The 23,012-nt window shown below is 65.4% G+C and carries 21 protein-coding genes; 8 read left to right on the top strand and 13 right to left on the bottom strand.

Annotated features, from left to right (window positions below; all coding sequences use genetic code 11):
- Window positions 1–192: 192 nt before the first annotated feature.
- The 3 genes from EAO71_RS30540 to EAO71_RS30530 all read left to right on the top strand — a co-directional run bounded on the left by EAO71_RS30540 (window position 193) and on the right by EAO71_RS30530 (window position 2,724).
- The gene (locus EAO71_RS30540; RefSeq protein WP_147981026.1) at window positions 193–1,089 is read left to right on the top strand and encodes a hypothetical protein; all 897 of its coding nucleotides are present in this window, start codon (window positions 193–195) and stop codon (window positions 1,087–1,089) included.
- Between the two features lie 17 nt (window positions 1,090–1,106).
- The gene (locus tag EAO71_RS30535; RefSeq protein WP_187282885.1) at window positions 1,107–1,487 is read left to right on the top strand and encodes a hypothetical protein; all 381 of its coding nucleotides are present in this window, start codon (window positions 1,107–1,109) and stop codon (window positions 1,485–1,487) included.
- A 283-nt stretch (window positions 1,488–1,770) separates the two neighbouring features.
- Window positions 1,771–2,724 (top strand): hypothetical protein, encoded by a 954-nt coding sequence (locus EAO71_RS30530; RefSeq protein ID WP_147981024.1) that lies wholly within the window; start codon window positions 1,771–1,773, stop codon window positions 2,722–2,724.
- 726 nt (window positions 2,725–3,450) lie between these two features.
- On the opposite strand, the gene EAO71_RS30525 is transcribed toward EAO71_RS30530, so the two are convergent.
- The 3 genes from EAO71_RS30525 to EAO71_RS30515 all read right to left on the bottom strand — a co-directional run bounded on the left by EAO71_RS30525 (window position 3,451) and on the right by EAO71_RS30515 (window position 6,238).
- A complete protein-coding gene (locus EAO71_RS30525; RefSeq protein WP_147981023.1) occupies window positions 3,451–4,269 on the bottom strand; it encodes a barstar family protein in 819 nt (272 codons plus the stop codon).
- 276 nt (window positions 4,270–4,545) lie between these two features.
- Window positions 4,546–5,745, bottom strand: a complete 1,200-nt coding sequence (locus EAO71_RS30520) for a tyrosine-type recombinase/integrase (protein ID WP_147981022.1) — start codon at window positions 5,743–5,745, stop codon at window positions 4,546–4,548.
- Complete coding sequence (locus EAO71_RS30515; RefSeq protein WP_147981021.1) at window positions 5,720–6,238, bottom strand: hypothetical protein; 519 nt, start codon at window positions 6,236–6,238, stop codon at window positions 5,720–5,722. Before EAO71_RS30515 ends, EAO71_RS30520 begins: the two co-directional genes overlap by 26 nt.
- 187 nt (window positions 6,239–6,425) lie before the next feature.
- Here EAO71_RS30515 and EAO71_RS30510 point away from each other — a divergent pair, with 187 nt between their 5' ends.
- Together EAO71_RS30510 and EAO71_RS30505 are read left to right on the top strand one after the other, a co-directional pair.
- Window positions 6,426–6,590 (top strand): helix-turn-helix domain-containing protein, encoded by a 165-nt coding sequence (locus EAO71_RS30510; protein ID WP_147981020.1) that lies wholly within the window; start codon window positions 6,426–6,428, stop codon window positions 6,588–6,590.
- A gap of 109 nt (window positions 6,591–6,699) precedes the next feature.
- Complete coding sequence (locus tag EAO71_RS30505) at window positions 6,700–7,659, top strand: AAA family ATPase (protein ID WP_147981019.1); 960 nt, start codon at window positions 6,700–6,702, stop codon at window positions 7,657–7,659.
- 487 nt (window positions 7,660–8,146) lie between these two features.
- Here the strand turns inward: EAO71_RS30505 and EAO71_RS30500 are convergent, their stop codons facing one another.
- The 4 genes from EAO71_RS30500 to EAO71_RS30485 form a co-directional block, all read right to left on the bottom strand.
- Window positions 8,147–10,141 carry an ATP-binding protein gene (locus EAO71_RS30500; protein WP_147981018.1) on the bottom strand — a complete coding sequence of 665 codons (1,995 nt, stop codon included), beginning with the start codon at window positions 10,139–10,141 and terminating at the stop codon, window positions 8,147–8,149.
- Window positions 10,142–10,309: 168 nt separating this feature from the next.
- Window positions 10,310–13,780, bottom strand: coding sequence for a DEAD/DEAH box helicase family protein (locus tag EAO71_RS30495; protein ID WP_147981017.1), 3,471 nt, complete (start codon window positions 13,778–13,780; stop codon window positions 10,310–10,312).
- A gap of 65 nt (window positions 13,781–13,845) precedes the next feature.
- On the bottom strand, window positions 13,846–15,063 hold the full coding sequence (locus tag EAO71_RS30490) for a restriction endonuclease subunit S (RefSeq protein WP_147981016.1): 1,218 nt from the start codon (window positions 15,061–15,063) through the stop codon (window positions 13,846–13,848).
- The gene (locus tag EAO71_RS30485; protein ID WP_147981015.1) at window positions 15,064–16,581 is read right to left on the bottom strand and encodes a type I restriction-modification system subunit M; all 1,518 of its coding nucleotides are present in this window, start codon (window positions 16,579–16,581) and stop codon (window positions 15,064–15,066) included.
- Between the two features lie 658 nt (window positions 16,582–17,239).
- Here EAO71_RS30485 and EAO71_RS30480 point away from each other — a divergent pair.
- Both EAO71_RS30480 and EAO71_RS30475 read left to right on the top strand, forming a co-directional pair.
- A complete protein-coding gene (locus tag EAO71_RS30480) occupies window positions 17,240–17,725 on the top strand; it encodes a hypothetical protein (RefSeq protein ID WP_147981014.1) in 486 nt (161 codons plus the stop codon).
- 268 nt (window positions 17,726–17,993) lie between these two features.
- Window positions 17,994–18,266: a hypothetical protein gene (locus EAO71_RS30475; RefSeq protein ID WP_147981013.1), complete on the top strand. Its 273-nt coding sequence runs from the start codon at window positions 17,994–17,996 to the stop codon at window positions 18,264–18,266.
- A 224-nt stretch (window positions 18,267–18,490) separates the two neighbouring features.
- Here the strand turns inward: EAO71_RS30475 and EAO71_RS40335 are convergent, their stop codons facing one another.
- From EAO71_RS40335 to ychF, 6 genes are all read right to left on the bottom strand, one after another.
- A complete protein-coding gene (locus tag EAO71_RS40335) occupies window positions 18,491–18,862 on the bottom strand; it encodes a DUF7848 domain-containing protein (protein WP_459112786.1) in 372 nt (123 codons plus the stop codon).
- The gene (locus tag EAO71_RS30465) at window positions 18,859–19,041 is read right to left on the bottom strand and encodes a hypothetical protein (protein WP_261992447.1); all 183 of its coding nucleotides are present in this window, start codon (window positions 19,039–19,041) and stop codon (window positions 18,859–18,861) included. Before EAO71_RS30465 ends, EAO71_RS40335 begins: the two co-directional genes overlap by 4 nt.
- Window positions 19,042–19,123: 82 nt before the next feature.
- Window positions 19,124–19,954, bottom strand: a complete 831-nt coding sequence (locus EAO71_RS30460; RefSeq protein ID WP_147981011.1) for a helix-turn-helix domain-containing protein — start codon at window positions 19,952–19,954, stop codon at window positions 19,124–19,126.
- Window positions 19,951–20,496 (bottom strand): DUF6879 family protein, encoded by a 546-nt coding sequence (locus tag EAO71_RS30455; RefSeq protein WP_147981010.1) that lies wholly within the window; start codon window positions 20,494–20,496, stop codon window positions 19,951–19,953. Before EAO71_RS30455 ends, EAO71_RS30460 begins: the two co-directional genes overlap by 4 nt.
- Window positions 20,480–20,671: a hypothetical protein gene (locus EAO71_RS30450; protein WP_053690302.1), complete on the bottom strand. Its 192-nt coding sequence runs from the start codon at window positions 20,669–20,671 to the stop codon at window positions 20,480–20,482. The genes EAO71_RS30455 and EAO71_RS30450 overlap by 17 nt, the downstream gene beginning before the upstream one ends.
- 328 nt (window positions 20,672–20,999) lie before the next feature.
- A complete protein-coding gene (ychF, locus tag EAO71_RS30445; protein WP_147981009.1) occupies window positions 21,000–22,088 on the bottom strand; it encodes a redox-regulated ATPase YchF in 1,089 nt (362 codons plus the stop codon).
- A gap of 183 nt (window positions 22,089–22,271) precedes the next feature.
- On the opposite strand from ychF, the gene EAO71_RS30440 reads away from it, so the two are divergent.
- The gene (locus EAO71_RS30440) at window positions 22,272–22,979 is read left to right on the top strand and encodes a DUF6542 domain-containing protein (RefSeq protein WP_261992421.1); all 708 of its coding nucleotides are present in this window, start codon (window positions 22,272–22,274) and stop codon (window positions 22,977–22,979) included.
- The last annotated feature ends 33 nt before the right edge of the window (window positions 22,980–23,012 follow it).

Here is a 23,012-nt window from a genome sequence, read left to right as displayed (position 1 = left end):
CCACCCAATCGGGTGAAGCGCAGAGCAGCACCGCAACCCTGAAGCGCGACAAGATCGCCCCGCTGTTCAAACAGATCATCGACGCCCTCGGCGATCAGGCCCTGATCCTCTCCGCCCATGGAATCCGGGCGGCCGGATCCGACAATCCACGGACTCTCGTGGGAGGAACGGCTGCCGTTCTACGATCGGATCGTGAACACGGAACGGGCTTCTGCCCTGCTGCTCGTAGCGATGTACCAGCGACTCAACGGTGTTGCAGGCACCGAGGTCGAGGTGAACGAGCTGCCCGGTTGGGAGGACCTGGGAGACGAACGGCTGCTTACGTTGACGGCCCACCTCGAGCAGGCAGGCATGGCCGCTTCGGGGCCCAAGGCGTCAGGGATGTCGTGGTGCCTCTCCCCCGCTGGCGTGGTGAGGGCAGAGAACCTGCTTGAGCAGCGGAATCGTCCGGTCATCCGGTACGACACGGCGCTCAACGGGCTGATCACCGCGGCAACGGACAAGTTCCCGAAGCACAGGCTCGAGGTTCAGAACTTCCTGTCGTCTGAGCATGCGCAGATCCTCGACGACGTGTTGACACTTGACGAGATCTTCAGCGCGATCGAGTACCTCGAGAATGAACAGCTAGTCAGAGTTGAACGCGACGCCAGCCGCCCAACGGCGATCACACTCACTCCCCTCGGCCGGAAATGCGGCTGGAACAGCAACGTAGACGTTCAGGGATTCTTGGCTGGCCAGCAGCCTGTGGGCATTCAGACTTCCTGGTCCGTCGAGGTCTACGGTGGCGCCAACCAGATCGGCCCGGGCAACGTCCAAAATAACAACTTTGGCCTCAACGCTGAGCAGGTCATGAAGCTTGTGCGCGAGGTCAAGGGTTTGGTTCCGTCCATGGACGTGCCGGAGCCTGTCCGTGAGCGGATCACCGAAGACGTGGAAGCCCTTGAACGTGAGGCGGAGCGTGAAGAGCCGCAGTCTGCCCGGATGCGCCGCCTCATCGAAGGACTCCGAGAGAGCCTCGACCCCTCGAAGGCGACCACCGTGGGGGCCGCCACAACCCTCGCACAGAGCATCATGTCGATCTTGGCGTGAGCGGACCAAGATCCGAAATGACACAACGCAGCCACATGGAGGAAGCCTTGAGCGATCACCAGCACAACAACACCTGGAACGTCACGGTGAACGGCGGGGCACCTCAGATGGGCACCGGCAACGTTCAGCACAACACCTTCGGCTACGACCCGCAGCAGCTGGCTACCTTCACCCGAGAAGTCCTGGAGGCCGCTCACAGGGGAGATCTGCCGGCCGAGGTCGAGGCCGACGCAGAGGCACTCCAGGCTGAGCTTGCCACGACTGAGCCTGACGAAGGGCGCGTGCGTCAGCTGACGCGAAAGGTCTGGGAAGGCACCATGAAGTACGCACCGCCCGTGCTTGCGACGGGCGCCGCGCAGGCTGCGGCAGGCTTCCTCGGGATTCCCATCGGGTTCTGACGTTCCTGCTGTGGTCCGGGCGGTACTGGTCTGGCCGACACCATGCGCGCCCTGGTGTCCCTTCGCGGCGGCGTCACCGGCGTACGCGGCGCCGCTGCCGACTGCCTACGCCCGGGCCCAGCTCGTCTCTCCGGCTGTCCCCGTCCCGCTCCCAGCCAGCCCGGACGCTTGGCCGCTGGCGGGGCCTCGGTCCCGGGCCCTTGCCGTTCTTCAGCGACCCACTGGCCAAGCCCCATGCCCAGGAACCCATCCGGGCCGCAAGCCCAACACATACGATCGGCTCGTGACGTTTGAGACCGAAGCGGACCTACTCCTGCTCTGGATACGCGAAAAGACCGCAGGCATGGACAGCCGCATTTCTGTCGACCCTCACAGGTCGTGCGACTGGTCCGAGGCCGCGAAGGGGGAAGTGTTCAGACTGGTCGCGTGGCTTGCCGAGCGCGGCCTCGTCAACCACGACGGACAGCGCTACGGACAGCGGAACGCCGGGTGCAACAGCTTCACGACCAGGTGCACTTTGACACCCAAGGGGGTCCGCGAGGCGGAGCGTCTCCTCCAGCTGCGCGGCAACAAGCTGCACCGGTTCGACACCGCAGCGAACGGTCTGATCGTCGCTGCAATGGACGATGTCCCCGACTATCACATTGTGGTGCAGGACTTCGCTGCATCCGACCGTGCTGTCCTCCTCGGTCAGCGAATCGACGCGGAAACGATCGAGAAGGCCGCGGCCTTCCTGGTGGACAACAAGCTGGCCACCGTGTACTCCCGATCGGTCGCCATTCGTCCCCGAGAGGCTTTCGACCCGTCGTACGCACTCGCCCTGACCCCGTCTGGAATCCAGTGCGGGGACCAACACATCAACGTGAGGAAATTCGTGGCCAACCAGCAGGACGCCCGCCCGGTCACCACCAACATCTACGGCGGCAACAACCAGATCGGGGACCACAACACCCAGAACAACAACATCGGGTTCCCCCCAGACGACCTCGCCCAGTTCGCCCAGCAGGTCCTCGCCGCCGCCGTCACCATGGACGTCCCTGAGCCGATCCGTGAGCGGATCGCGGAGGACGCTGAGGCGCTGCAGCGCGAAGCGGAGAGAGAGGAACCCCAACCCAGCCGCATGCGACGAGCCCTCGAGGGCATGAGGGAGAGCCTGCTCCAGGCGGGCCAGGACCAAGCCGCGCAGAAGCTCATCGAGATGGCCGGGAACTTCCTCATGACGGCCAGCGGCGGCTGACCAGCGGCATGCGACGCAAGCGCGCCCAGTCGTTCATGGTCCCGTCCTCGCCCGCGCCTTCCTCGTGGTCGCGCCATACGGCCAGGCGCGCGGGCAGGACGGAGATCTTGCCATGGCCCGACGCCGTACCGGCCCGACCGACACCGTGCGCGCTCTGGTGCACTCCCTCGATGAAGGTGCCTGCGTGCGCTACGCCACGGCCCTCGACCTGACGACCCACCACCGGGTGAACCGCGGGATGGACGGCGTTAGGGAGGAGTGGATCAACCAGGCGCACAACCTGGTGCAGGTCTGCACGGTCTGTAACGGCTGGTCCGAGGAAAACCGCGGCTGTCGTACGAGGCCGGGTGGAAGGTCCGCCGGCCGGAGCTGCCCAGCGAGGTGCCGGTGAAGTACGCCGACGGCAGGGATTACCGGCTGACCCCGGATGGTGTTCGCTCTACCGTGATGGCGGTGACCCGATGAGACGCCGGGTCTCGACGACTGGCTCCGTACGACGTCTGCGCGGACAGGGGCTGGGACCGCTCGTGCTGTGGTGTACGCCGATCCCGCAGACGTCAGCTCTCGGCTTCGGCCGAATTGCCGTCACGGACACCCCGCGCAACCCAGCTCCCGACCAGCAGGCCGTGCGCGATGGGCACGCACCCGAGTGAACCAACCGAAGGCAAGTTCGCGCGCCGAACTGGACGCCCGGGTCCAGGACCAATGCCTGGAAGCGACCAGTCGTCACCGAAGGATGACGTTCACGCCCCGTTCCTCGAAGATCTCCAGGAGCAGGTCTAACAGCGCAACCTCACGGTCGCCGACCGGGAGGCTCTCTACCAACCGTGCCCGAGCCTCGGCCGAGGACTCCCAGTGCAAAGTGAATGGAGCAGTGGCGCCCCAGCCTCCGCAAAGGCAGTCATCCAGAGCGTCCAGGTTCCAGCCGAAGTATCCGCCGGGTCCGTTGACGGCCTCACCGATCGCGCAGTAGAAGCTGTCTTCGTCGACGATGTGCTGGCCGTCCAAGGTGAACACCTGGTCGACTGGGGCATCGGGCTTTCCCTGGCGTTGGTACGCGCGGGACCACAGCGCCACCGACAGCCACGCGTGTCTCTCCTCGGGTGCGAGTTCGTGCCACATTCCGGTGCGGTTCAGTTGAGCCGTGCGGACCAGGTCCCACGCTCGTTCCGCTCCGGGCAGGGCGTTCTCGCACCACAGCGTCACCGTGATGTCGACGAGGCCGGCTCCACAGGCGGAAGGCTTGACGTCGACGACGGTGACCTCGTTGACGAAGTAGGACCCCATGGTGGCACCGTCGCCGTCGAGAAGGGCGAGCCAGGCGTTTCCCGCCATGGCGCGACGGCTACCGACATGATCGAGGCTCTTCAGTAGGCCACCCTGCGGGAGGCACCCTTCGAGGTGCACTCGGCGTGCGCCCTCCTCATCCGGCAGAGGTGTGAAGAGCCCCTTGGCCTCGCGAGCGAAGCCCCAGAAGTCGCTGTCGTCCTCGTCCGACGTCAGCGCGTACTTTCGCCCCTCGCCGCCCTGCTCTGATGTTCGCATCGCCCCCCCTGAGAGCGCTGATCTTACCGACGCCCGACAACTCGCCGGGCAGTCGTCGGCGCTGCCYCACCCCTGACCCCATCCCATCCATCTCGGAGGCCCATTGACGAGCCACATAGCCCTGTTCACCCATGAGAGTGAAGTGCAGAGAAGCACCTAGACGTTGAAGCGGAACGTTCACGAAGCCCTCTACTTCCCAGTATTCCCAAGGGTTTCCGCCTCTCACGGAGGCGCCGGGTCAGCACCAAGTCAGCACGGTGTCGAGCAGCCAGCACGTCACGCCGCCAGCGCCGTCGACGGCTCCGCCGCCTGGCGGGGAACCGACGGGCGCAGCGCCTCCTGCATGACGTCGCGGCAGCGGTCCCACGCCTCCGGTACGAGGTGCCCGTACGTGTCGACGGTCGTCTTGATGTTGCGGTGCCCGAGCCAGCGGCTCACCTCGTGGATCGGGACGCCGTTCGCCAACGCCGTCGAGGCGAAGAAGTGCCGCAGCGAGTGCGGCGTGTACTTCGGCTTCCCGTCCGGCGTCGTCACTCCGGCGGCCTTCAGCGCCTTGCGCCAGTGGTAGCCGTACGTCGACGCCGTGGGCATCTTGCCCTTGCCGCGCTCACGCGGGGCGAACAGGACCTCCAGACCATCGAGCACGACCGTCCCCCAGCGCTTTAGGTGCAGTCCGATCTCCTGGTCGAGGAAGGTCGGCGTGGGTACGTCTCGGAACTCCTCCGCCGTGCGGTGCTTCAGCGGCACGAAGCGGGTGACGCAGTCGCCCTGGTTCGCCTTGGCGCTGATCTGGCGTCGCAGCCGGAGGAAACCGTCTCGCTGGCAGTCGGCCGAGAAGCCAAGGGTCTCGCTGATGCGCAGCCCCGCACCCGCCTGGAGCCATACGGTGAGCCGGTACTGCTCAGACATGGCCGCTGCGATGGCGTACACCTCGGCCAGTGTCGGGATCTCGTCGGGATCGACCGCAGCGCCCGCCGCCTTGAGAGGCGGCACCTCGTCGCACGGGCTGTCGGGTATCCGGCGCTCCTTCACGGCTGCCGTCATCATGCTGCGCAGGATGTTCAGGCGGTCGTTGACCGTCGCGGCCGTCAGCCCTCGGCCCACCATCGCGGTCTGGAGCTTCTTCACGTCCGCGACGGTCAGGCCAGCGAGGGTGCGGGAGCCCAGCTCCGGTATCAGGTGGTTGAAGAGGAAGCCCTGGTAGTTGCGCCGCGTGGACTCGTTCACCTGGTGCTGCTCCAGCCACTCCTCGGCCCACTTGCGCAGCGAGATCTGGCCGAGCTGGAGGTCGATGTAGACACCCTGCCGCTTGTCGTTCTCCGCCTTGACGCCGAAGCTCTCGGCTTCCTTCTTCGTGGGGAACGACCTCTCCCGCTGCCGCGCACTCCTCCCTCCTGGCTCCCGGTAGCGGACCGTCCACCGGTGCCCGCACCGGGTCTTGTTCCGGCAGTCACACTTCTTCAGTACCTGCGCCACTCTTCATCCCCCTGAGTATCTGTACAGCCTTGTCCGTGAGCTGTCCGCCCGCTTTCCCTTCGACCTTCGTCAGGAACCCCCTCTGCCGGGCGGCGCGCAGGTGCCCCTTCACGGTGGCCGGGTTCAAGTCGAAGCCCACCGCCAGGCGCTGAGCCGGGGCACGCTCGCCCGCATTCACGAAGTGCACGTAGAGGGCAGACAGCACCGCCAGGCGCTCGTCCGTGAGACCGCTCGGGAGAGAGGCCAGCCGCTTGCCAAGCTGGCGGACATCTATGTCAGCAGCCTCCTCAAGGGACCGCATCGCGGCGAAGTCCCGACTCGGCGTCGTATTGATCCGCCGGAGAACGGTGCTGGAGATACCCCGCGCGACCTCCTGCGGATCAGCGTCGACCGCAGGAACCACATGGACCTCACGCGGCCCTACCGATCCGCCGGTTCCCTCGGGCCAGTGCATAGTCACCACCCATGCACCCGTGCGCTTGATGACGGTCACGCCATTTCGCGGCTCGGGCCCTGGTGGCTGAGGTGTCGAGTTCATATCCGAACCGTAGGCAGGCGCCACAGTATCGTCAAGTCCGGATGCGACAGATCCGGACTTGACCACGCCGAACCTACGCGCTCAAAATGTGCAGGTCCACCCACTCATCGACAGGAGCCCGCCTTTGCACCACCACCGCCTCATGACCGTTGACGAGCTGGCCAAGTACCTGGGCAAGAAGCCCGCGTGGATCTACAACAACCACCGGATGCTCGGCATCCCGTCCCGGAAGGTCGGCGGCAGCCTGCGCTTCCGACTGTCAGAGGTTGACCACTGGATCGATCGGGAGTGCCCGGTCTCGGCCTGACGGGGCCCCCTCATTCCCCACTGACCGAAAGGAGGTCACATGATCCCGTCGCGCGGCGGGAGGACATCGGCGCACCTGAGCGCCGCACACGGAAGGACGGCCACCCATCATGGGAGCCATCAAGGACAAGGGACTCCAGCTCCACCAGATCGAGCGCGTCCCGTACGAGGAAGCGTTCCTCATCGGTGATCTCCTCACCACTCGGATCACCATCCTGTCCGGAGAACCCAAAGCCGGTAAGACCCTGCTCGCCGTAGGCATGAGCACCGCCCTACTCAACGGCGACCCGACGTTCCTCGGGCTCCCCGTACACAAGAAGCTCGACCACATCGTCTTCGGCCTCACCGACGACGGTGCGCCAGCCGAACTGAAGGAGCGCATGGACGGGGCCGTTCCCTACGACTCCGTGACCGTCTTCCCTTTCTCCGACACCGGAGACCCGTGGTACTGGGCAGGCATCTACGAGGACCTTGCCCGCATCAAACCCGGACTTTTCGTCCTGGACAACGTCATTGGAGCGCTCGCCCCCGGTGAGGACATCGCGTCATCCGTAACCGCTCAGCGCCTCGTCAACAGTCTTCGACCGATCAGTGGCCTCGGCATCCCGACGCTCCTCGTCACCCACACCCCCAAGGGGACTGGAGAGGGGATGAGCGTCGCATCCTCCCCGATCGGAGGGCGCGCCATGGGAGCCGCCGCCCGTGGCCTCATCGCCCTGCGCAACTCCGGCAAGCAGGGGCGGCGGCTCCAGACCGCCAGCAACCGAGCCACCGAAGAACTCGACATCCCCGTCACCGTGCGCCGCGCCTCGGCAGAGAACGAGATCCCCCAATGGGAGCGGATCGAGCCCGGCCTGAAGGCCGTCAGCCGGCCCAAGGCGGATCCGTGGGACGAAGTCCTCATCGCCCGCCTCCTCGAAGAACAGCCGCAAGAGACAACCATCAAGGCCCTTGCAAACAAGTACGCGCAGGAGGCAGGCAGGAAGCCGGAGACCCTCCGCCCGAAGCTCAGCGCCGCCCTCGCTCACGTTGGCGGCAGGTGGGTTCGCCGGACCGCCGAAGCGGCGTAAGCCGTGGTGGTGGTGACGCGGCCCCCCTTTTGGGAATGCTCACCACCACCAGCTACCTCGCTCCGCTCGGCAAGCCTCGCTCCTCCCCTACTTACGTAAGCACGCCAGCTCGCTGAACGCTGGCGGCCTGCGGCCGACCAGAACACAGTCCACTGGAGAACTGGAAGGACGGGATCCTGAAAGTGATGGCCCCCCTCAAAAGGGGGCCATCTACAGGGGCAAGACGGCTTACGCGCTGACGAACAGCGGCGGAGCCGGAAGCCTGTGCAGGGGCGAAGAAGATCAGCCAGTATGCGGCCAAGGCCGCTCTTCAGGAAGACGGCATGCTCGGCCTGACTTCCCCTTACGTACCAACCTCTTCGCTGCTGCCTTTCCTCGGGGCCGCGGGGCGCCCCTCTCGTCAGGAACTGTCCAGACTCACATCCTGCCCTGACGCCGTTGACCTTCCCCGTCGCCGCCGCGTACGACCGTCGGCCCAGTCCGGGCCTCACGGGGTGGTGGCAGCTCCAATCGATCCGCTGTCCCCAGTCCTCGCCACCGGCACCACGCCGTCGCTGACCAGGTCCACGACCCCGTCGGCGTGCTCCCTGATCAGATAGTCCATGGCGTGCTCGGTCGACGACTGGTACTCAAGCTGCTCGCTGTAGAAGCGCAGCCGTTCCTGAGCGTCCTCGATGATCTCACCCCAAGTGCGCACCCAGATTCGGTACGCGGGCTGGTTGACGGCGCATCCGGGCATCCGGTCCGGCTGGTGGGCGAGCTGGCGCAGGCCCTCTTCCATGGCATTGCCGACGAGCCAGAAGTCCCAGGTCACCTTGGGGTCCCGGAACCTGTCGTCGTTCATGACCGCCTGCGCGTAGCTGTTGATCTGTGAGAACTCGGTCATACCCAAGGTGACACTCGACCTCTTGAGTTCCACCACGAGATGGTGACGTTCCCCCTTCCGCTGCCGGGCAGCACGGGACAGCATCAGATCGACGATCCCCCGGCTCCCGTCCTCCCGCAGGACAGGGGCCGGTGCCGGCGCATCCCGGTCGAGTAGACGACAGTGCTGTCTCAGCACCTCGTTCAGACTGCGATCGCTGACGTGCAATCCGTACTCCTCACCGAAGATCCAGCACTCGTTCTCCAGGATCCGGTGCAGCTCGGTGCGTTCCTTGACCCGTCCCTTGGCCACGGGCTCGAAGACGAGGTGCTCCAGGGCCGACAGGAAGTCGAGACGTCCAGTCGTCGCTGTTGATGCCTTGATCAGGGCAGACAGCGGCGTACGGTCAAGGAGACGGCTGAGTTCCGTCTGCTCCTGCTTGGAGAGCGCGAAGAGCTCCTCGGCGATGCGCAGCACTTCACCCGGCTCGTGAGTCAGGACGGAGCGCAGAAGCGCGAAGGACACCTTCTGTGCCCTCTTACTCGCCGGCAGGTGCCGGACGACCGCCGTCGCCACGGCGTCGAAGGTCTCACGCTCCGCACGCTCCTGGTCGTTGGCGGGCTCGCCCATGTACGGGTAGAAACCTTCCGCGCGCCACTGTTCGACGAGCTCACGACGACGTTCGTCGGCACGGGAGCGGAAGTGCTCACGCATACGCTCCCGGGCTTCGGCCAGCACCTCGGCAGCAGGCCCCTCCGGTGTCCAGTCGGCAAAGGCGAGGTCGCCGACCGAATCATCCTCGAACCCCGACCAGGACAGGTACGCGGTGAAGTGGAAGCCGGGAGCCTGGATCTCCGGCTTCAGCTGCGCCAAGGACATACCTCGGCCGTCACACAGGATCAGAGCCCGGGAATACGGACGCGACCATTCGATGATCTTCAGCTGGGCCGGCGGGTGAGAGCTGCCCGGCGGGGCCGCCACCTCGTACGTATCGACGTGAACCTGCTCCGACGCCGGGTCAAGCCGCGTCCCGTCGTAGGTGATGCAGATGTCCGGGTACGCCTCCAGGTGAAGCGCGAAGGCAGCGGTGAGTGCGGTACGAGCGGCGTCCTCGGTCAGCTTCTGGAGGTCCTCCCCGCCGAACGCCTCGAAGACCGTCCCCGTCGCGTCAGTCGTCGGCTCGGGATCGCTGACGTCAAACTCGTCCATGGAGCTGCGATCGGACTCGATGACCACACGACGGCGGATCCCCTGCATCCTGCTCACGCTGGTCCAGCGCACCTCGCTGCCGAGCGCGAAGGCCCGGACTCGGCCCCGCCCGTTCTTCCCGTGCAGCACGCGCTTCTTGACCTCGCTGACCTGCGTGCGCTTCTTCCAGGACGTACCGATCTGCTCGAAGTAGTCGCTGCACTTCTCCGCCGCAATACCAGTGCCGTCGTCGATCACGGCTACTCGGTCGACTCCGTCGAAGTCGTTGCGCTCAAGCACGACGGTGACGTTCTCGGCATCCGCGTCAAGAGAGTTCCAGATCAGCTCCTCGACGGCTCCGACAGGATGGCGCAGGCGTGCCAGTTCCTCGACGTGCCCCCGCCCTACGGTCAACCGAAGCTTCGCCATGGGTCACCACCTTTCGCGTCATCTCATGGGGTTTAAAGGGAAGCGGAACGCCTCCCTCGTCATCAACTCGGATACCGGGTGAACGTCACTCGATGATGTCAAGCTGCGGCAGCCCGTCCACGACCTTCATCGTTTCCAGGACGACCGTGAGCCGATCGCTTCTCCGCGCTACGCCACGATGGCAGTGGCACGGATGGACTTGATGACCTCCCCCATCCGGTCGATGTCGGCCTCATCGAACAGGTCCTCCGGGCCGCGAGGGGCAAGGGCGTTGAACGGTGGGTCGTACAGCACGGCGACGTCGGCCATGCCGTTGCGGGCCACGTAGTCGACGAGAAGATCCACATAACGAAGCTGGGCGCTGGAGAAGGTCCGCCCCCGCTGGAACTCTTCGAAAGCGTCCCGGGCGGCCTCTCGCTCCAGGCCGGTCAGGGAACGCAGGAAGATGCCGAGCCCGCCGTCGGCGTTCCGGGTGCGATCGAGGTCTGCCTCGGTGCCGATGCCGGCTTCAAGGAATATCCGTTCCAACTCACTCAGGTCGGTGGCCGTGACTTGACGGTTCCGACGGATCTTCTGAATCGCCAGGTGATCTTCGTGCGCGCGCAGGTAGATCTTGAGCTTCTGCTCGAACCGGGTCAGGTCCGTGCCGATGGCCGTGCCCTGCAACTGCGCGACTCTCAACTCGCCCAGCTCATCCTCGAAGTCCGTATAGACGATGTTGCGGCGGGTTTTCTCGATCAGCTTGACCAGGCTGCGCAGCCGTCGCCGCATCCCCTCCAGCATCGGCAGGGTCACGTCCTGCCACCACTCGTCGCCGACGAGTTCGTCGATCAGCTCCTGCTGGGCCCGCACCACTGGGATCGTGTATTGGTCCTGCAGCGCAGAGGCGATCTCCTGCACCTGCGCACGCAGCCGGTCGTAGCTGGGGTCCGCGTTCACTACCGCAAGCTGCACGCGCAGGGCGAGCAGGTCGAAGCGCTTGGCTTCCTCGGTGTTGTCGTCGTCGCGGAACGCAGTAGGAAGGTCGGCGAGATGGTCCACGACCTGGGCGTGGGTCTCCTGTGTCAGCGAGAGCCAGGCATCCAAGCCGGAGAAGGCATCGACGTACTCACGCTTCGGACGCACCAAGAAGTTGTCCGGGTTCATGGCCGTGACTTCCTGGTGCAGCCGCTCGGCCAGCTCCTGCCGCAGCTCGGTGGTGCTCTGCGTGCCATCAGCGGCAGTCGGCCGCGCCTCAGCATGCTCGCCTTGGTCAGACTGCTCCTGACCGTCAGCCCGCGGGACGGGGTCCTTTGCGTCCAGGGCGAACAGCAGGTCCGCACGGCTAGTGAAGATGCGCTGGGCCAGGGACGGTCCGAGCTTGCCTTCGGCCTTCATCAGGTTCTGGTTGAAGAACTCAATGTTCTGGCAGAGGTCGAAGACAAGGAACCCGTCCTTGTCTCGGTTCGGGCCGAACAGGTCCGGGCACAGGCGTGTGCCGCGACCTATCATCTGCCAGAACTTAGTCTTGGAGCGCACCAGTTTGAAGAAGACCAGATTCACGACCTCCGGCACGTCCACGCCTGTGTCGAGCATGTCGACCGAGATCGCTATGTGCGGTGCCTTCGACGGATCGGAGAACTGGTCGATGAGGCTCTGCGCATACTCCTTGCGGTACGTGATGACCTGGGCAAATTCCCCACGCAGGTGGGGGTAGTTGGCATCGAACCGCTCGGCGATGAACTCGGCGTGGGCGTTGTTCGCCGCGAAGATGATGGTCTTGCCGAGACGGTCTCCACCCGCCACTCGGACCCCCTGCTCCATCAGGGTCGCGAGTGCCTTATCCACCGTGTCGGCGTTGAACAGGTACTTGTTGAGTTCCTCGGAGCTGATCTCGTCCGGGACGCTGCCATCCTCTGCCCAGTCGAGTTCGTCCCAGCGCTCCTTCTCCTCGTCGGAGAGATCGGCGTACCTGATGCCGCCGCGCTGGAACTTCAGGGGCACCTCGACGGCCCTGGCCGGCACGAGGTAACCGTCGGCGACGGCCTCCTCAAGGCTGTACACGTCCGTCGGAACACCATCCTCCAGTTGGAAGCGCCGGTAGGTGTTCCTGTCAATCTCGTCCTTCGGCGTCGCGGTCAGACCGACAAGCAGGGCATCGAAGTAATCGAAGATCGCACCGTACTTCTGGTAGATCGACCGGTGTGCCTCGTCCACCACGATCAGATCGAAATGCCCCGGCCCGAAGCGGCGCGTCCCCGATTCGTCCACCTCGTTGATGAGGTTCATCAGCGTCGGGTACGTGGAGACGTACACCCGAGCGTTGGTGTTCTTCTCATCCAGGAGGTTTACGACCGGCGCGCCCGGCAGCTGGTTCTTGAAGGCGTTCGCGGCCTGCTTGACCAGTACCTTGCGGTCGGCAAGGAAGAGCACGCGCTTGACCCAGTTCGCCCGCATCATCAGGTCGGACAGCGCGATCACGGTCCGGGTCTTGCCCGAGCCGGTGGCCATCACGAGCAGGGCGTGCCGCGCCGCGTCGGACTCGAACGCTTCGGCCAGCCGACGAATCGCATGCGACTGGTAGGCGCGGCCAGCGATTTGGTCGTTGATCGGAAGCTTCGCCAGACTCTGCCGACCGACCCTGCGCTGCACTAGGAGCCGCAGCTCCTCCTTGGTGTAGAAGCCCTGAACCTCGCGCGGGGGGTAGTTCAGGTCATCCCAAATATAGGTGTGGTAACCGTTGGTATAGAAGATGACCGGTCGCTGCCCAAACTGCTTCTCCAACGCGTCCGCGTAGAGCTTGGCCTGGTGCTGCCCAACCCTCGCGTCCTTCGTGGTGCGCTTGGCCTCCACGACCGCCAGGGGCTTCCCGTCGTTGTCCCACAGGACGTAGTCGACCTTGCCCTTGCCCGTCTTGGACACCGACTCCGGCAAGCCAGTGATCGGGAACTCCCGGTCGCTCGGCTGATCCAACGCCCAGCCTGCCTCCTTCAGAAGCAGGTCGATGATCAGTGTCCGGGTCTCGGACTCGTTGTAATCGTGCGTGTCGACCCGCGCCTCGTTGGCAGCCTTCGCGGCCTTGATCTCCGCGCGGAGTGCCTGCAGCTCAGCATCGAGGTCCTGGCTCTTCCGCCGCTCAGCCGCCAGCTCCTCCTGCTGCGCGGCAAACTGCTCCGCCATCTTCTTCAGTTCGGCCTGCTTGGCCAGCCGCACACTGGCCGGCTCTGGGCGCGGCACAAGTGTCGGGTCGAAGGTGAGGCCCGGCGCGGGCAGGTTCGCCTTGTCCACGGAATAGGTGCGAGCAAGCCAGTACATGACGTGAAACAGCTCGCCCACGACCCGCATAGCATCGTTCACCGACACCGGCGTCCTCCGGTGCACTGCGGCGTTCCCCTGCCGCCGGATGATGTCCATCTTCGTGCGGATCGCTGGCCCCACTACTCGCACAAACGTTGGCTCCGAGAGCATCGCCGCTATGTCATCCCGGTACGGACGCTGAAGCGCCTCGTCCACCTCGAACATCCACGTGATACTGAGCTCCACCGACCGTCGCGCATAGAACACCGCCGCGCGCGGATCAGCCATCGCCAGCCGCTCCGCGCGTATCGCCTCGCCGCAGAGGTCAGGCCACTCGGCCTTGAGGAAACCGAAGTTGCTCACGTGGTGCCCTTTCCTGGTACTCAAGTCACAAGGGTGGAAGGAACAATCTGGCCCCGCCCAACTCGTCAGACCGCCGCGGCGTCAGCCCACAGCTCACCCCGGAACGCGCGATGCCGGACAGAGACAAACAGTGCATCCAATGCAGCCAAGTGGGTCTCATGGGTCTTCTGGAACATCTTCACTCGCTCAATCCGGCGCGCAAACTCCTTCTGCAGCCCGACCGGAGGCATCATCAGCGGGACCTCCCCAAGCCCTTGAATATTGATGTTGTACTGACCGGCCGAAGTCTTCGACTTGGAGAGCAGCACCGCTCGCCCGGATGCGCTGAGCAAGTGCTCACGCACATACCCCGGGTCGACGGCATCGCGCCGCAGCCGAGCCCTGATCAAGTACGACGCATAGATGAACTCGCTGCCGTCGAACCCGGCTGCGGAAGCGTCCTCCGCAGAGAACACCGCACATCTGCCCACGTACTCGGGGTTTCCGTTCGTGCGGACGAACAGCAGATCCCCATCAACGAGACGCAGCCGCCCAAATTCGGCCTCGGAGACCGGGACCTTCTTGATCTCCGACATGTCCAGCGTCCCGCTCAGCACGTTCGGGATACGCAGGGCGGGATGGCCCTGGGCGCTGGATTTCACGGATGTCCCGTAGCGGAACTCGTCCACCACCTGGGCCATGGGTCCAGTAGGCCAGTTCATGGGATTGGTCCGGGCGTCCCCGAACATATCCACGAACGTCGCCTGCACGAGGGCGCCTAGCCGAGCGATAGCCTCGCGGCGCTTGTCGCGCAGCGCGTCCACCTGGTCCAGCACCTGAGCAATCCGCTGCTGCACGTCAACAGGCGGTAGAGGAAGGCGCAGCGGAGCCAAGTCTTTCTTGTTCAACTGAGGGACAGTGCTGCCATTCACAATGGAGGAAAGATCAAAAGATTGGAACCAGTGATACAGGTATCCCTTGTCGAGCCGCTCGGGGAGTGCTTCAACGGCCATCAAGTTTGGATCGAGAATGCACGCTCGTTCCAGAATTCTCTTTTTGTTTGTCCCGATGGCACCGCCCCGCTTAGGGAGAACAAGCGAACCAGCCGGAGCGGTTGCCGATTTGGCACCTGCTACGGCGCTCCAGCCGCGGGTACGCGACAGGGTTCGCTCATTACCGGGGAGGTTCATATCCGACACCTTGGCAAGAAGGTATCCGCCTGACTGACCAACGAAGTCTTCACCGGCAGGAAGCGATGCGCCAGCGTAGAAATTGGCTACGTCACCGAGTACGGCAGTCTGCATTTACAGAATCCCCTTGAGCTCGCTCATGCCCTGCTGGATCTCGGCCTCGATGCGGGCCAGCTCGTCCATGATCTCGGCCGGAGTGCGGTGCTCGACCTCTTCGTGGAGGATCTCCTTGTAGGGCTGCAGACTCAGGTCGTATCCCCGAGCGACGATGTCGGCCTTGGGCACGCAGAAGCTCTGCTCAGTCCGGGCGCGCTGCTGTTCGCTCCCGTTACGGAGCCTCCAGCGACGCAGCACGTCCGGGAGATTATTCTTCTCGTGTTCGCCGTCGGTAAGTTCGCCTGCCGCTGGGACCGGCCCGAGCCTGTACTCGTCTAGCAGGGGGGTGCGCTTATCGTCCAGGCTCCACCCATCTGCCGTGACCTCGTAGAACCAGAGGTTGTCCGTGCCGCCGCTATTCGTCTTGGTGAAAAAGAGGATCGCGGTTGACACTCCGCTGTACGGCTTGAACACCCCGCTCGGCAGCTTGACCACTGCGTCGAGCTTGTGGTCCTCGACGAGAATCTTCCGCAACTCCTTGTGTGCCTTCGTCGAGCCGAAGAGCACGCCTTCCGGCACGACCACAGCCGCCCGACCTCCAGGCTTGAGCAAGCGCAGGAACAAGGCCAGGAACAGCAGCTCAGTCTTCTTGGTCTTGACGACCGCCTGCAAGTCCTTGGCCGTGGCGTCGTAGTCGAGGCTGCCGGCGAACGGCGGGTTGGCAAGGATCAGTGAGTAGCGCTCCGCCTCACCAGCAGCGCTCTCAGCGAGCGAGTCCCTGTACCGAATGTCGGGACTCTCAACCTCGTGCTGGAGCATGTTCATCGACCCAATGCGCAGCATGGTGCTGTCGAAGTCGAACCCGTGGAACATGCTTTCGTTGAAGTGCTGGCGCTGCGCCGGTTCCAAGAGTGCTTCATGGTGAGTACGGCTGACGTACTCCGCCGCAGCTACGAGGAAGCCAGCCGTGCCACACGCCGGGTCGCAAATCTCGTCCTTCGGCCCGGGGGCCGTCATCTCCACCATCAGCTGGATGATGTGCCGGGCGGTACGGAACTGTCCGTTGTGTCCCGCCGTGGCGATCTTGCTGAGCATGTACTCGTACAGATCACCCTTGACGTCCCGGTCGCCAAGCGGGATCTCATCGAGCATGTCGACGACCTTCGCCAGCAGGTTCGGTGTCGTGATCGCGAAGCGGGCGTCCCGCATGTGGTGCGAGTACGTCGATCCTTCGCCGCCGAGGTTCCGCAGCCACGGGAACACACCGTCCCGCACGAGAGCGAGCATGTTATCTGGCGCTTCATTGGTGAAGCGCGACCAGCGCAGCCGGTCCGTCTCGACGGTGTAGATCGGGCTCTCGATCGGTCGGCCGATCCGGTTGGCTCTGTTCTCCTTCGCCGTCTGGAGATCGTCTAGGCGGCGGATGAACATCAGGTACGTGATCTGCTCGATCACCTCCAGGGGATTCGAGATCCCACCCGACCAGAAGGCGTCCCAGACGCGGTCGATCTTGCTCTTCAGCTCACCCGTAATCACAGCCGAAGGCTAGCCGACCCCACTGACATGGCGCACAAAGTTGCCCATCCGCGACTGAGCCAGCACGGTCGGTGTGCCGCTACTACCCCAGCGTGTCGGCGGTCCCGCTCAGCCGTGTCAAACCTGTACCACCTGCGATCCGGGTGGTAGGCAAGGCCGGGAACTCCCCCTGGCGCAGCGAAGGTCCACAGGTAGGTGACGGGTGAAAGTCGCTGGGCACAGATGTGGGGACGACTCCCGTGGCGCATTGATCAACGAGCGCCCTCCGCACCGCCCAAAGCACCCCTGTCATCTAGGCGAAGAAGGCCAAGTGACCTTCAACGGCCCCCTCTCCCCTCAGCTTCCGGATGTCGTTAGCGCAGCGCGGTGATGCAGCGAAGCTTTGGACCCACCGCACCACACACTCCTGCGAGCCCCTCAGGAGCCTCCGCCCAGGGCACGAAGGGGAACAGTGACGGAACAGCGGCGAAAGGCAGAGCGGCCCCAAGGAGCCGGCAGCGGGAAGCCGGTAGACGACTGTGGCGGCCGCAGGCCGCACCTTCAATAAGCCTCGAAGACGGGCAGACACACTCCAGCCTGGCGGGCGTCCCTGAATTTGGTCGGGCGACGTCAGGCGATTGCCTGACAGGCGAGGGGTGGGTCCGGTAAATCTGTGCCCGTGACTGACTCCACGCCCCTCAATGGCGGCGAGCCCACCTCCCTCCGCGAGAAGGTCGAAGGCTGGGTCGAGAAGGGCAAGGGCTGGGCCGAGGAGCACCCTAGGACGATCCGCTACGCCAAAGCCGCAGGCGCGGTTGTAGGTGTGGTCACTGTTGCGGTCCTCGCGCAGCACAGCAGGGCCGAGGACGAAGACGAGTACCCCAACTACGTCGAGGGTCTCGCAGACGCCGAGGGCGTTGGGGATGCCGAGGGTGTCGCCGAGCAGGAACAGTCCTCCGCCTCCGACAGGGCGAGCGGTCCTCGGGACTCCGCTAAAAATCACCTACGGAATCTCCACCCCGGCTGGAACGCCAGCGAGGAGAAGAAGGCGCAATACAAGGAAGAGACAGGGGAAGACCTGCCTTCCGGTACCACCTGGGTTTCCCCAAAGTCCGATGCGGATGAATCATCGGAGGACGATGACCCGGGCGAAGCGGCAGCCTGAGCGCCTAGGTGCAGGTCGCCGCGGCCTCCATTCTTGTGCAGTGTCGACCAAGGCTCTGTACAGCGCTCGCGCCGCCGCTGACCTGCGGAGATGTGTGCGCTTGACTGCGTGAGCGCGAGGCACTCGTCGGCCCTGGAACCGTGGCAGAATCCGAGCTGCTAAGACGCGGCGGCCGGGGAGGGCGGCTTCAGGGGGTCATACCCCCGCCCCTTTGGCTTCGTGCCTCCTGCCCTCCTGAACGGCTCGCTCCGGCCGTACGCTCCTCCGCGTGATCAAGTTGACGTGGGCCCTGGTGGCCGAGCACATGGACGAGTGGACTGGAGATGACATCGCGCAGGGAGCAGCCGTCCTCGAAGCCAGAGTGGGGACCGTGGTCGCCGCGAGCGGCATGAAGCCGGAGGCTGTAGAGCACTGGCGGACCGACTTCCTCACGCCTGTAGTCGACCCCCTGCGCACCGAGGGCACGGCTGTGCTCACGCGGGGCGAGTCATGGAGCAAGGCAGCCGGGCCACTCTTGGCGTGCGCATCATCGGTCGGGTGATCGTCTGGCCCGTTGCCCCCTCGACTGCTACTCACTAACGTGGGACAGCGCTGCATCGGTCGCGGTGCCACCCGCACAGTCTTGAGCGATGGAGGGCGCGGCAGGATCGGAGGCTGTTAAGGGCATAGTCGGGTTGAGCCCGAATCGGTGCAGCATCGCAGCTACCCACTCGTCGCTTCTCTCCGGCGCGTTGGCCAGCTGTCGCTCGATCCATTCCTCTTTGGTCATGGCTTTCTCACCAGGGACCCCGTGCCTTGCACCGGCTGTGTGGCACTGTCCGGGCCACTTACCGACGGGGCACAGAATGGCCCATCGTCGTTGTCTCTTCTCGGAGCGCGCTCTCCCTCTGCCGCGTCAGGCTGTTCGTCAGCCTCAGCCCTCACCACAAAGGCGAACGACGTACACAGACGTCGGTAGCCGCGGTGCCCACTGCGGCCGGTGTGGCCCATGCATGCGATGTCGACGGCCGCGCCGTCCTGAGTCGGCTGGGCCGTCCACTCGCAGCCGTAGCTCAGGCACTCGGCCTCAAAAGTCACGTCGGTGTCCGGGTGCTGGGTGATCCGGTGCGTCACGTACCGGAGGACAGCTCGGGTCATTGTTCGCCCTCGTGCGCGTCATGCAGGTGCGCCCGCAAGGTCACGTTCATGTCCGAGACCTTGGAGTAGTCCCCGGCCGATCCGGCGTTGACCCGCTGCACCGCGAAGCCGAGACAGTCCCGGCAGCCCGGGACAGGTTCCGGCCGTGCCAGCGGCAGGAACAGGGTCACCGCCGGCATCGTCGTCTGTTTCCCGTGCATCTCGTACGCCTCCCCGCATCTGGTCGAGGAGGCCATCGTCAGCCGGTCCGGCGGGCTGGATCTAGTGCGTTTCCTGTTCTCGCAAGAACGCGTCCCGGATGCCCTCGACCATGTCGCGCATCGCGTCCCCGGCCAGAGATACCGAGGTGAAGCGGTCGAACTTCTCGACGTACAGGGAGACGTCCCGTGGGTCAGTCACCACCATCTCGGCGTGCGTCGTCTCGACCGTCACCACACGGTCGTCCCGGATAACGAAGGAGTGACCGGGAACGTCGCGCTGCGGCCTGTCGAGGGGCACCACCCGCACGTCCACGTTCGGAAGGCGGGAGACCGAGACGATGCGGTCCAGCTGGCCCGCCATCATCGCGGGCGGGAGGAGGCGCCAGCGCAGGACGGGTTCCGTCACCACGAAGTGCACGGTCTTGGTGGCGTCGTAGAGGACGCGTTGCCGCTCGATCCGGGCGGAGACCGTACGGGCGAGCTGTTCGTCCGTGAGCCCCTTCGGCTCCAGCACCGCCCGAATGTACTCAGGCGTCTGGAGCAGGCCGGGAACGAGGGACGGCTGGAAGAGGCGCAAGTGCGTCATCGAGGACTCAAGCGCCCTGATCTGCTCCTGCTTCTTGTGGTAGCCCATGCGCCGAAAGAGGCGCCACGCGGTTGCCTCTGTGGCCTGTGCGCGGGCTACGGCAAGGTACTCGGCCTTGATCTCTGGGGACACGTCCAAGGCCGTGAGGATGCGCTCCACGTCCGCCGTCGCCGGGGCTACACGGCCGTTCTCGATCTTCGACAGCTTGGCAGTCGACATGACAGCGCTGCGAGCGACGGCTTTGGCTTCCCTGCCGGATGCCTGCCGTAGTGCCCGCAGCGCGGCGCCCAGTTCTGCCTGATTCACGCTGCTCCGTGCTTCTCCCACCACTCGGTGAAGGGCACCGACGCGGCCAGGGCGACACTTCGATAGGTCGCGTACTCGGACTCCTTACTCGTGGACACCGCACCCTCCGCCAGGATGAACGTCGGACCGGTGAACGCGCCGTTCTCGTCGTAGTTGAGAACAACCGGCTCACGGCCGTCGAAGAGCCAGAAGTCGGGCGCACCCTCCAGTGGGTTCGTGCGGTCGGTCGTGTCGAGGATGTGGAATTCCTCGCCCGCGGTCATGTTCGTCAGATAGCCCCAGCCCAGCTCGTAGCGGAGGTACGGCGAGAGCGGGCGGGACAGGACGTGGACGCGCACCATGCGCTTCCCGCTCTCTGTCGCCTTGCTCACGGTTTCCAGCCAGCCCGCGTTGTAGTCCGCGGGCTTGGGCTCCCCTGCGAGGAAGGAGCGGAAGGCTGCGGGGTTTCCGGAGTTGCTGTAGTCGTCGAGGGTCTCCAGCCGGAACGCCTCCTCCTGGAAAGTAGAGAAGCGGGCGGCCAGGTCGTTAGATGCGCTGATCACGGATTGCCTTCCGGATGAGGTCCATCGGGATCTCCACCAAGGCTTCGCCCTCCGGCACGTCGAGGCCGTGGCCGCTCGGCACGCCTCCCTGCACGATCAGGGTTCCCTTGTCGGTCGCGTACAGGGTGGGGCAGTCCCCGTTCTCACAGGTCGTGGCCAGCTTCGTCAGCCTCATACGGTGCCCCCTTGTTCCCGTGCTCCGGTGTCCCGTTCATCGTTCCCAGCTGGCGGCCTGTGCCACAAGAGCTTCGAGTTTCCGGAACAGGAAACCGCTCCCCCGTCGCACCGTTCGTGTCACTCCCAGGGACTGCCTCTCGTCCCCCACTAGGGCCCAGGTCAGGGCTTCCGCGAGCCGCCGAGAGGGTCAGCACCAAGTCAGCACAGGACCAGGAAAATCCCGGAAACAGCCGGAGAAAACCAGAAGGGGCCAGACTCAAAGATCTGGCCCCTGACCTGGGGTTTCCTGCTCCGACCAGCAGTTCAGCCGATCAAGGAATCAGGCACTACACGTTGAAGCGGAACTCCACCACGTCGCCGTCCTGCATCACGTACTCCTTGCCCTCCATGCGGGCCTTGCCGGCCGCGCGGGCCTCGGCGACCGAGCCCGTCTCGATCAGGTCGGCGTAGGAGATGACCTCGGCCTTGATGAAGCCCTTCTGGAAGTCGGTGTGGATCACACCGGCCGCCTCGGGGGCCGTCGCGCCCTTCTTGATCGTCCAGGCGCGGGCCTCCTTCGGGCCTGCCGTGAGGTAGGTCTGGAGGCCCAGGGTGTCGAAGCCGACGCGGGCCAGGGTCGCGAGACCCGGCTCCTCGGCGCCGACGGACTGGAGGAGCTCCATGGCGTCCTCCTCGTCGAGCTCGGCGAGATCCTGCTCCAGCTTGGCGTTGAGGAAGATCGCCTCGGCCGGGGCGACCAGCGCGCGCTGCTCGTCCTTGAAGGTGTCGTCCGTCAGCTCGTCCTCGTCCACGTTGAAGACGTAGAGGAACGGCTTCGTGGTCAGCAGGTGCAGGTCGTGCAGCAGCTCGGCCTTGTCCGAGCCCTGGAGGATGCCCTGCGAGAAGAGGGTGTCGCCGCGCTCCAGGATCTCCTTCGCCGCCTCGACCGCCGCGACCTTCGGGGCCACGTCCTTCTTGATCCGCGCTTCCTTCGCCAGACGCGGCAGGACCTTCTCGATCGTCTGGAGGTCGGCGAGGATCAGCTCGGTGTTGATCGTCTCGATGTCGTCCTTGGGCGAGACCTTGCCGTCGACGTGCACGACGTTCTCGTCCTTGAAGGCACGGATGACCTGGCAGATCGCGTCGGACTCACGGATGTTCGCGAGGAACTTGTTGCCCAGGCCCTCGCCCTCGCTCGCGCCGCGGACGATACCCGCGATGTCGACGAAGTCGACCGTGGCGGGCAGCTGCCGCTGGGAGGCGAAGACCTCGGCGAGCTTGCCGAGGCGGGGGTCGGGGACGCCGACCACGCCGACGTTGGGCTCGATCGTGGCGAACGGGTAGTTGGCCGCCAGCACGTCGTTCTTGGTCAGGGCGTTGAACAGGGTCGACTTGCCGACATTCGGCAGACCGACGATTCCGATCGTGAGCGACACGTTGGCGACTTCCCTAGCGGTGTGGAGGCGGGGTGGGGCGTACGGATGATGGGCCGATCCCCCAGTTTACGGGCGTGCGGAACCGGCCTGCGACGGCGACCTTCGGTCGAACTCGGCGGCAACGTCACCCAAAGGGCGTGTCCCGTGGCGGTGACCCGGCCCCTCCCGACCTACGTTGGTGGAGTGGAGCAGCACAGGACAAGTCAGCCGCAAGGCCGCCGACGGCCGCAAACACCCCTCACGCCGCCGGGCGCGCTCGTCGAGGGTGCCGCCGTCTACCGTGTCGACCCCGGCGCCGGGCAGCGTCCGGGCCGGGTCCGGGTCGAGCCGGTGGGGGCGCCGGTGCGCCGACCCGCGCCGCCGGTCGTCGTGGCCCTGAGACGGCTGCCCAACCCCCGGCTGACCGGCCTCGGCGCCGGGCTGTTCGCGTCGGCCACGATGCTGGTGATCGGCTTCCTCGACTGGCTCCTGTTCGACGGGTCGCCGGTCGTCTTCGGTGTGCTGTTCCTGCCGGTCAGCGCGCTGACCGCGCTGTGGGTCCGGACCGCCGACCTGGTGACGGCCCCGATCAGCGTGCCCATCGCCTTCGCGGTCGGCGTGGTCCCCATCTCCGGGGGATCCGGCGGCGTCGGCGGGCAGGCCATGGCCCTGGTCACCGCGCTCGCGGTGCACGCCGGGTGGCTGTACGGGGGCACCCTCGTCGCCGGACTGATCACCTGCGTCCGGAAGGTACGGGACATGGGCCGCCGGCAGCGGGCCGCCGGGGTCGCGCGCGCCGGCGCACCGGGCGGGGCGAGGCCGGGCCCCAGGTCCGGCGCGAAGCCCGGAGCCAAGGCCAAGTCCGGAGCCAAGTCCGGCGCGGGTGCCGGACCCCGGCGCCCCGCTCCGTAGCGGCAGGTTTACGGGGCCGGCCCGGGGCTCGGA

Origin of the sequence: Streptomyces sp. MS191 (assembly GCF_008042125.1) — a bacterium.
Lineage (GTDB): Bacteria > Actinomycetota > Actinomycetes > Streptomycetales > Streptomycetaceae > Streptomyces.
Note: the sequence above shows the minus strand (reverse complement) of the source record. Positions and strands in the feature narration are given on the sequence as shown.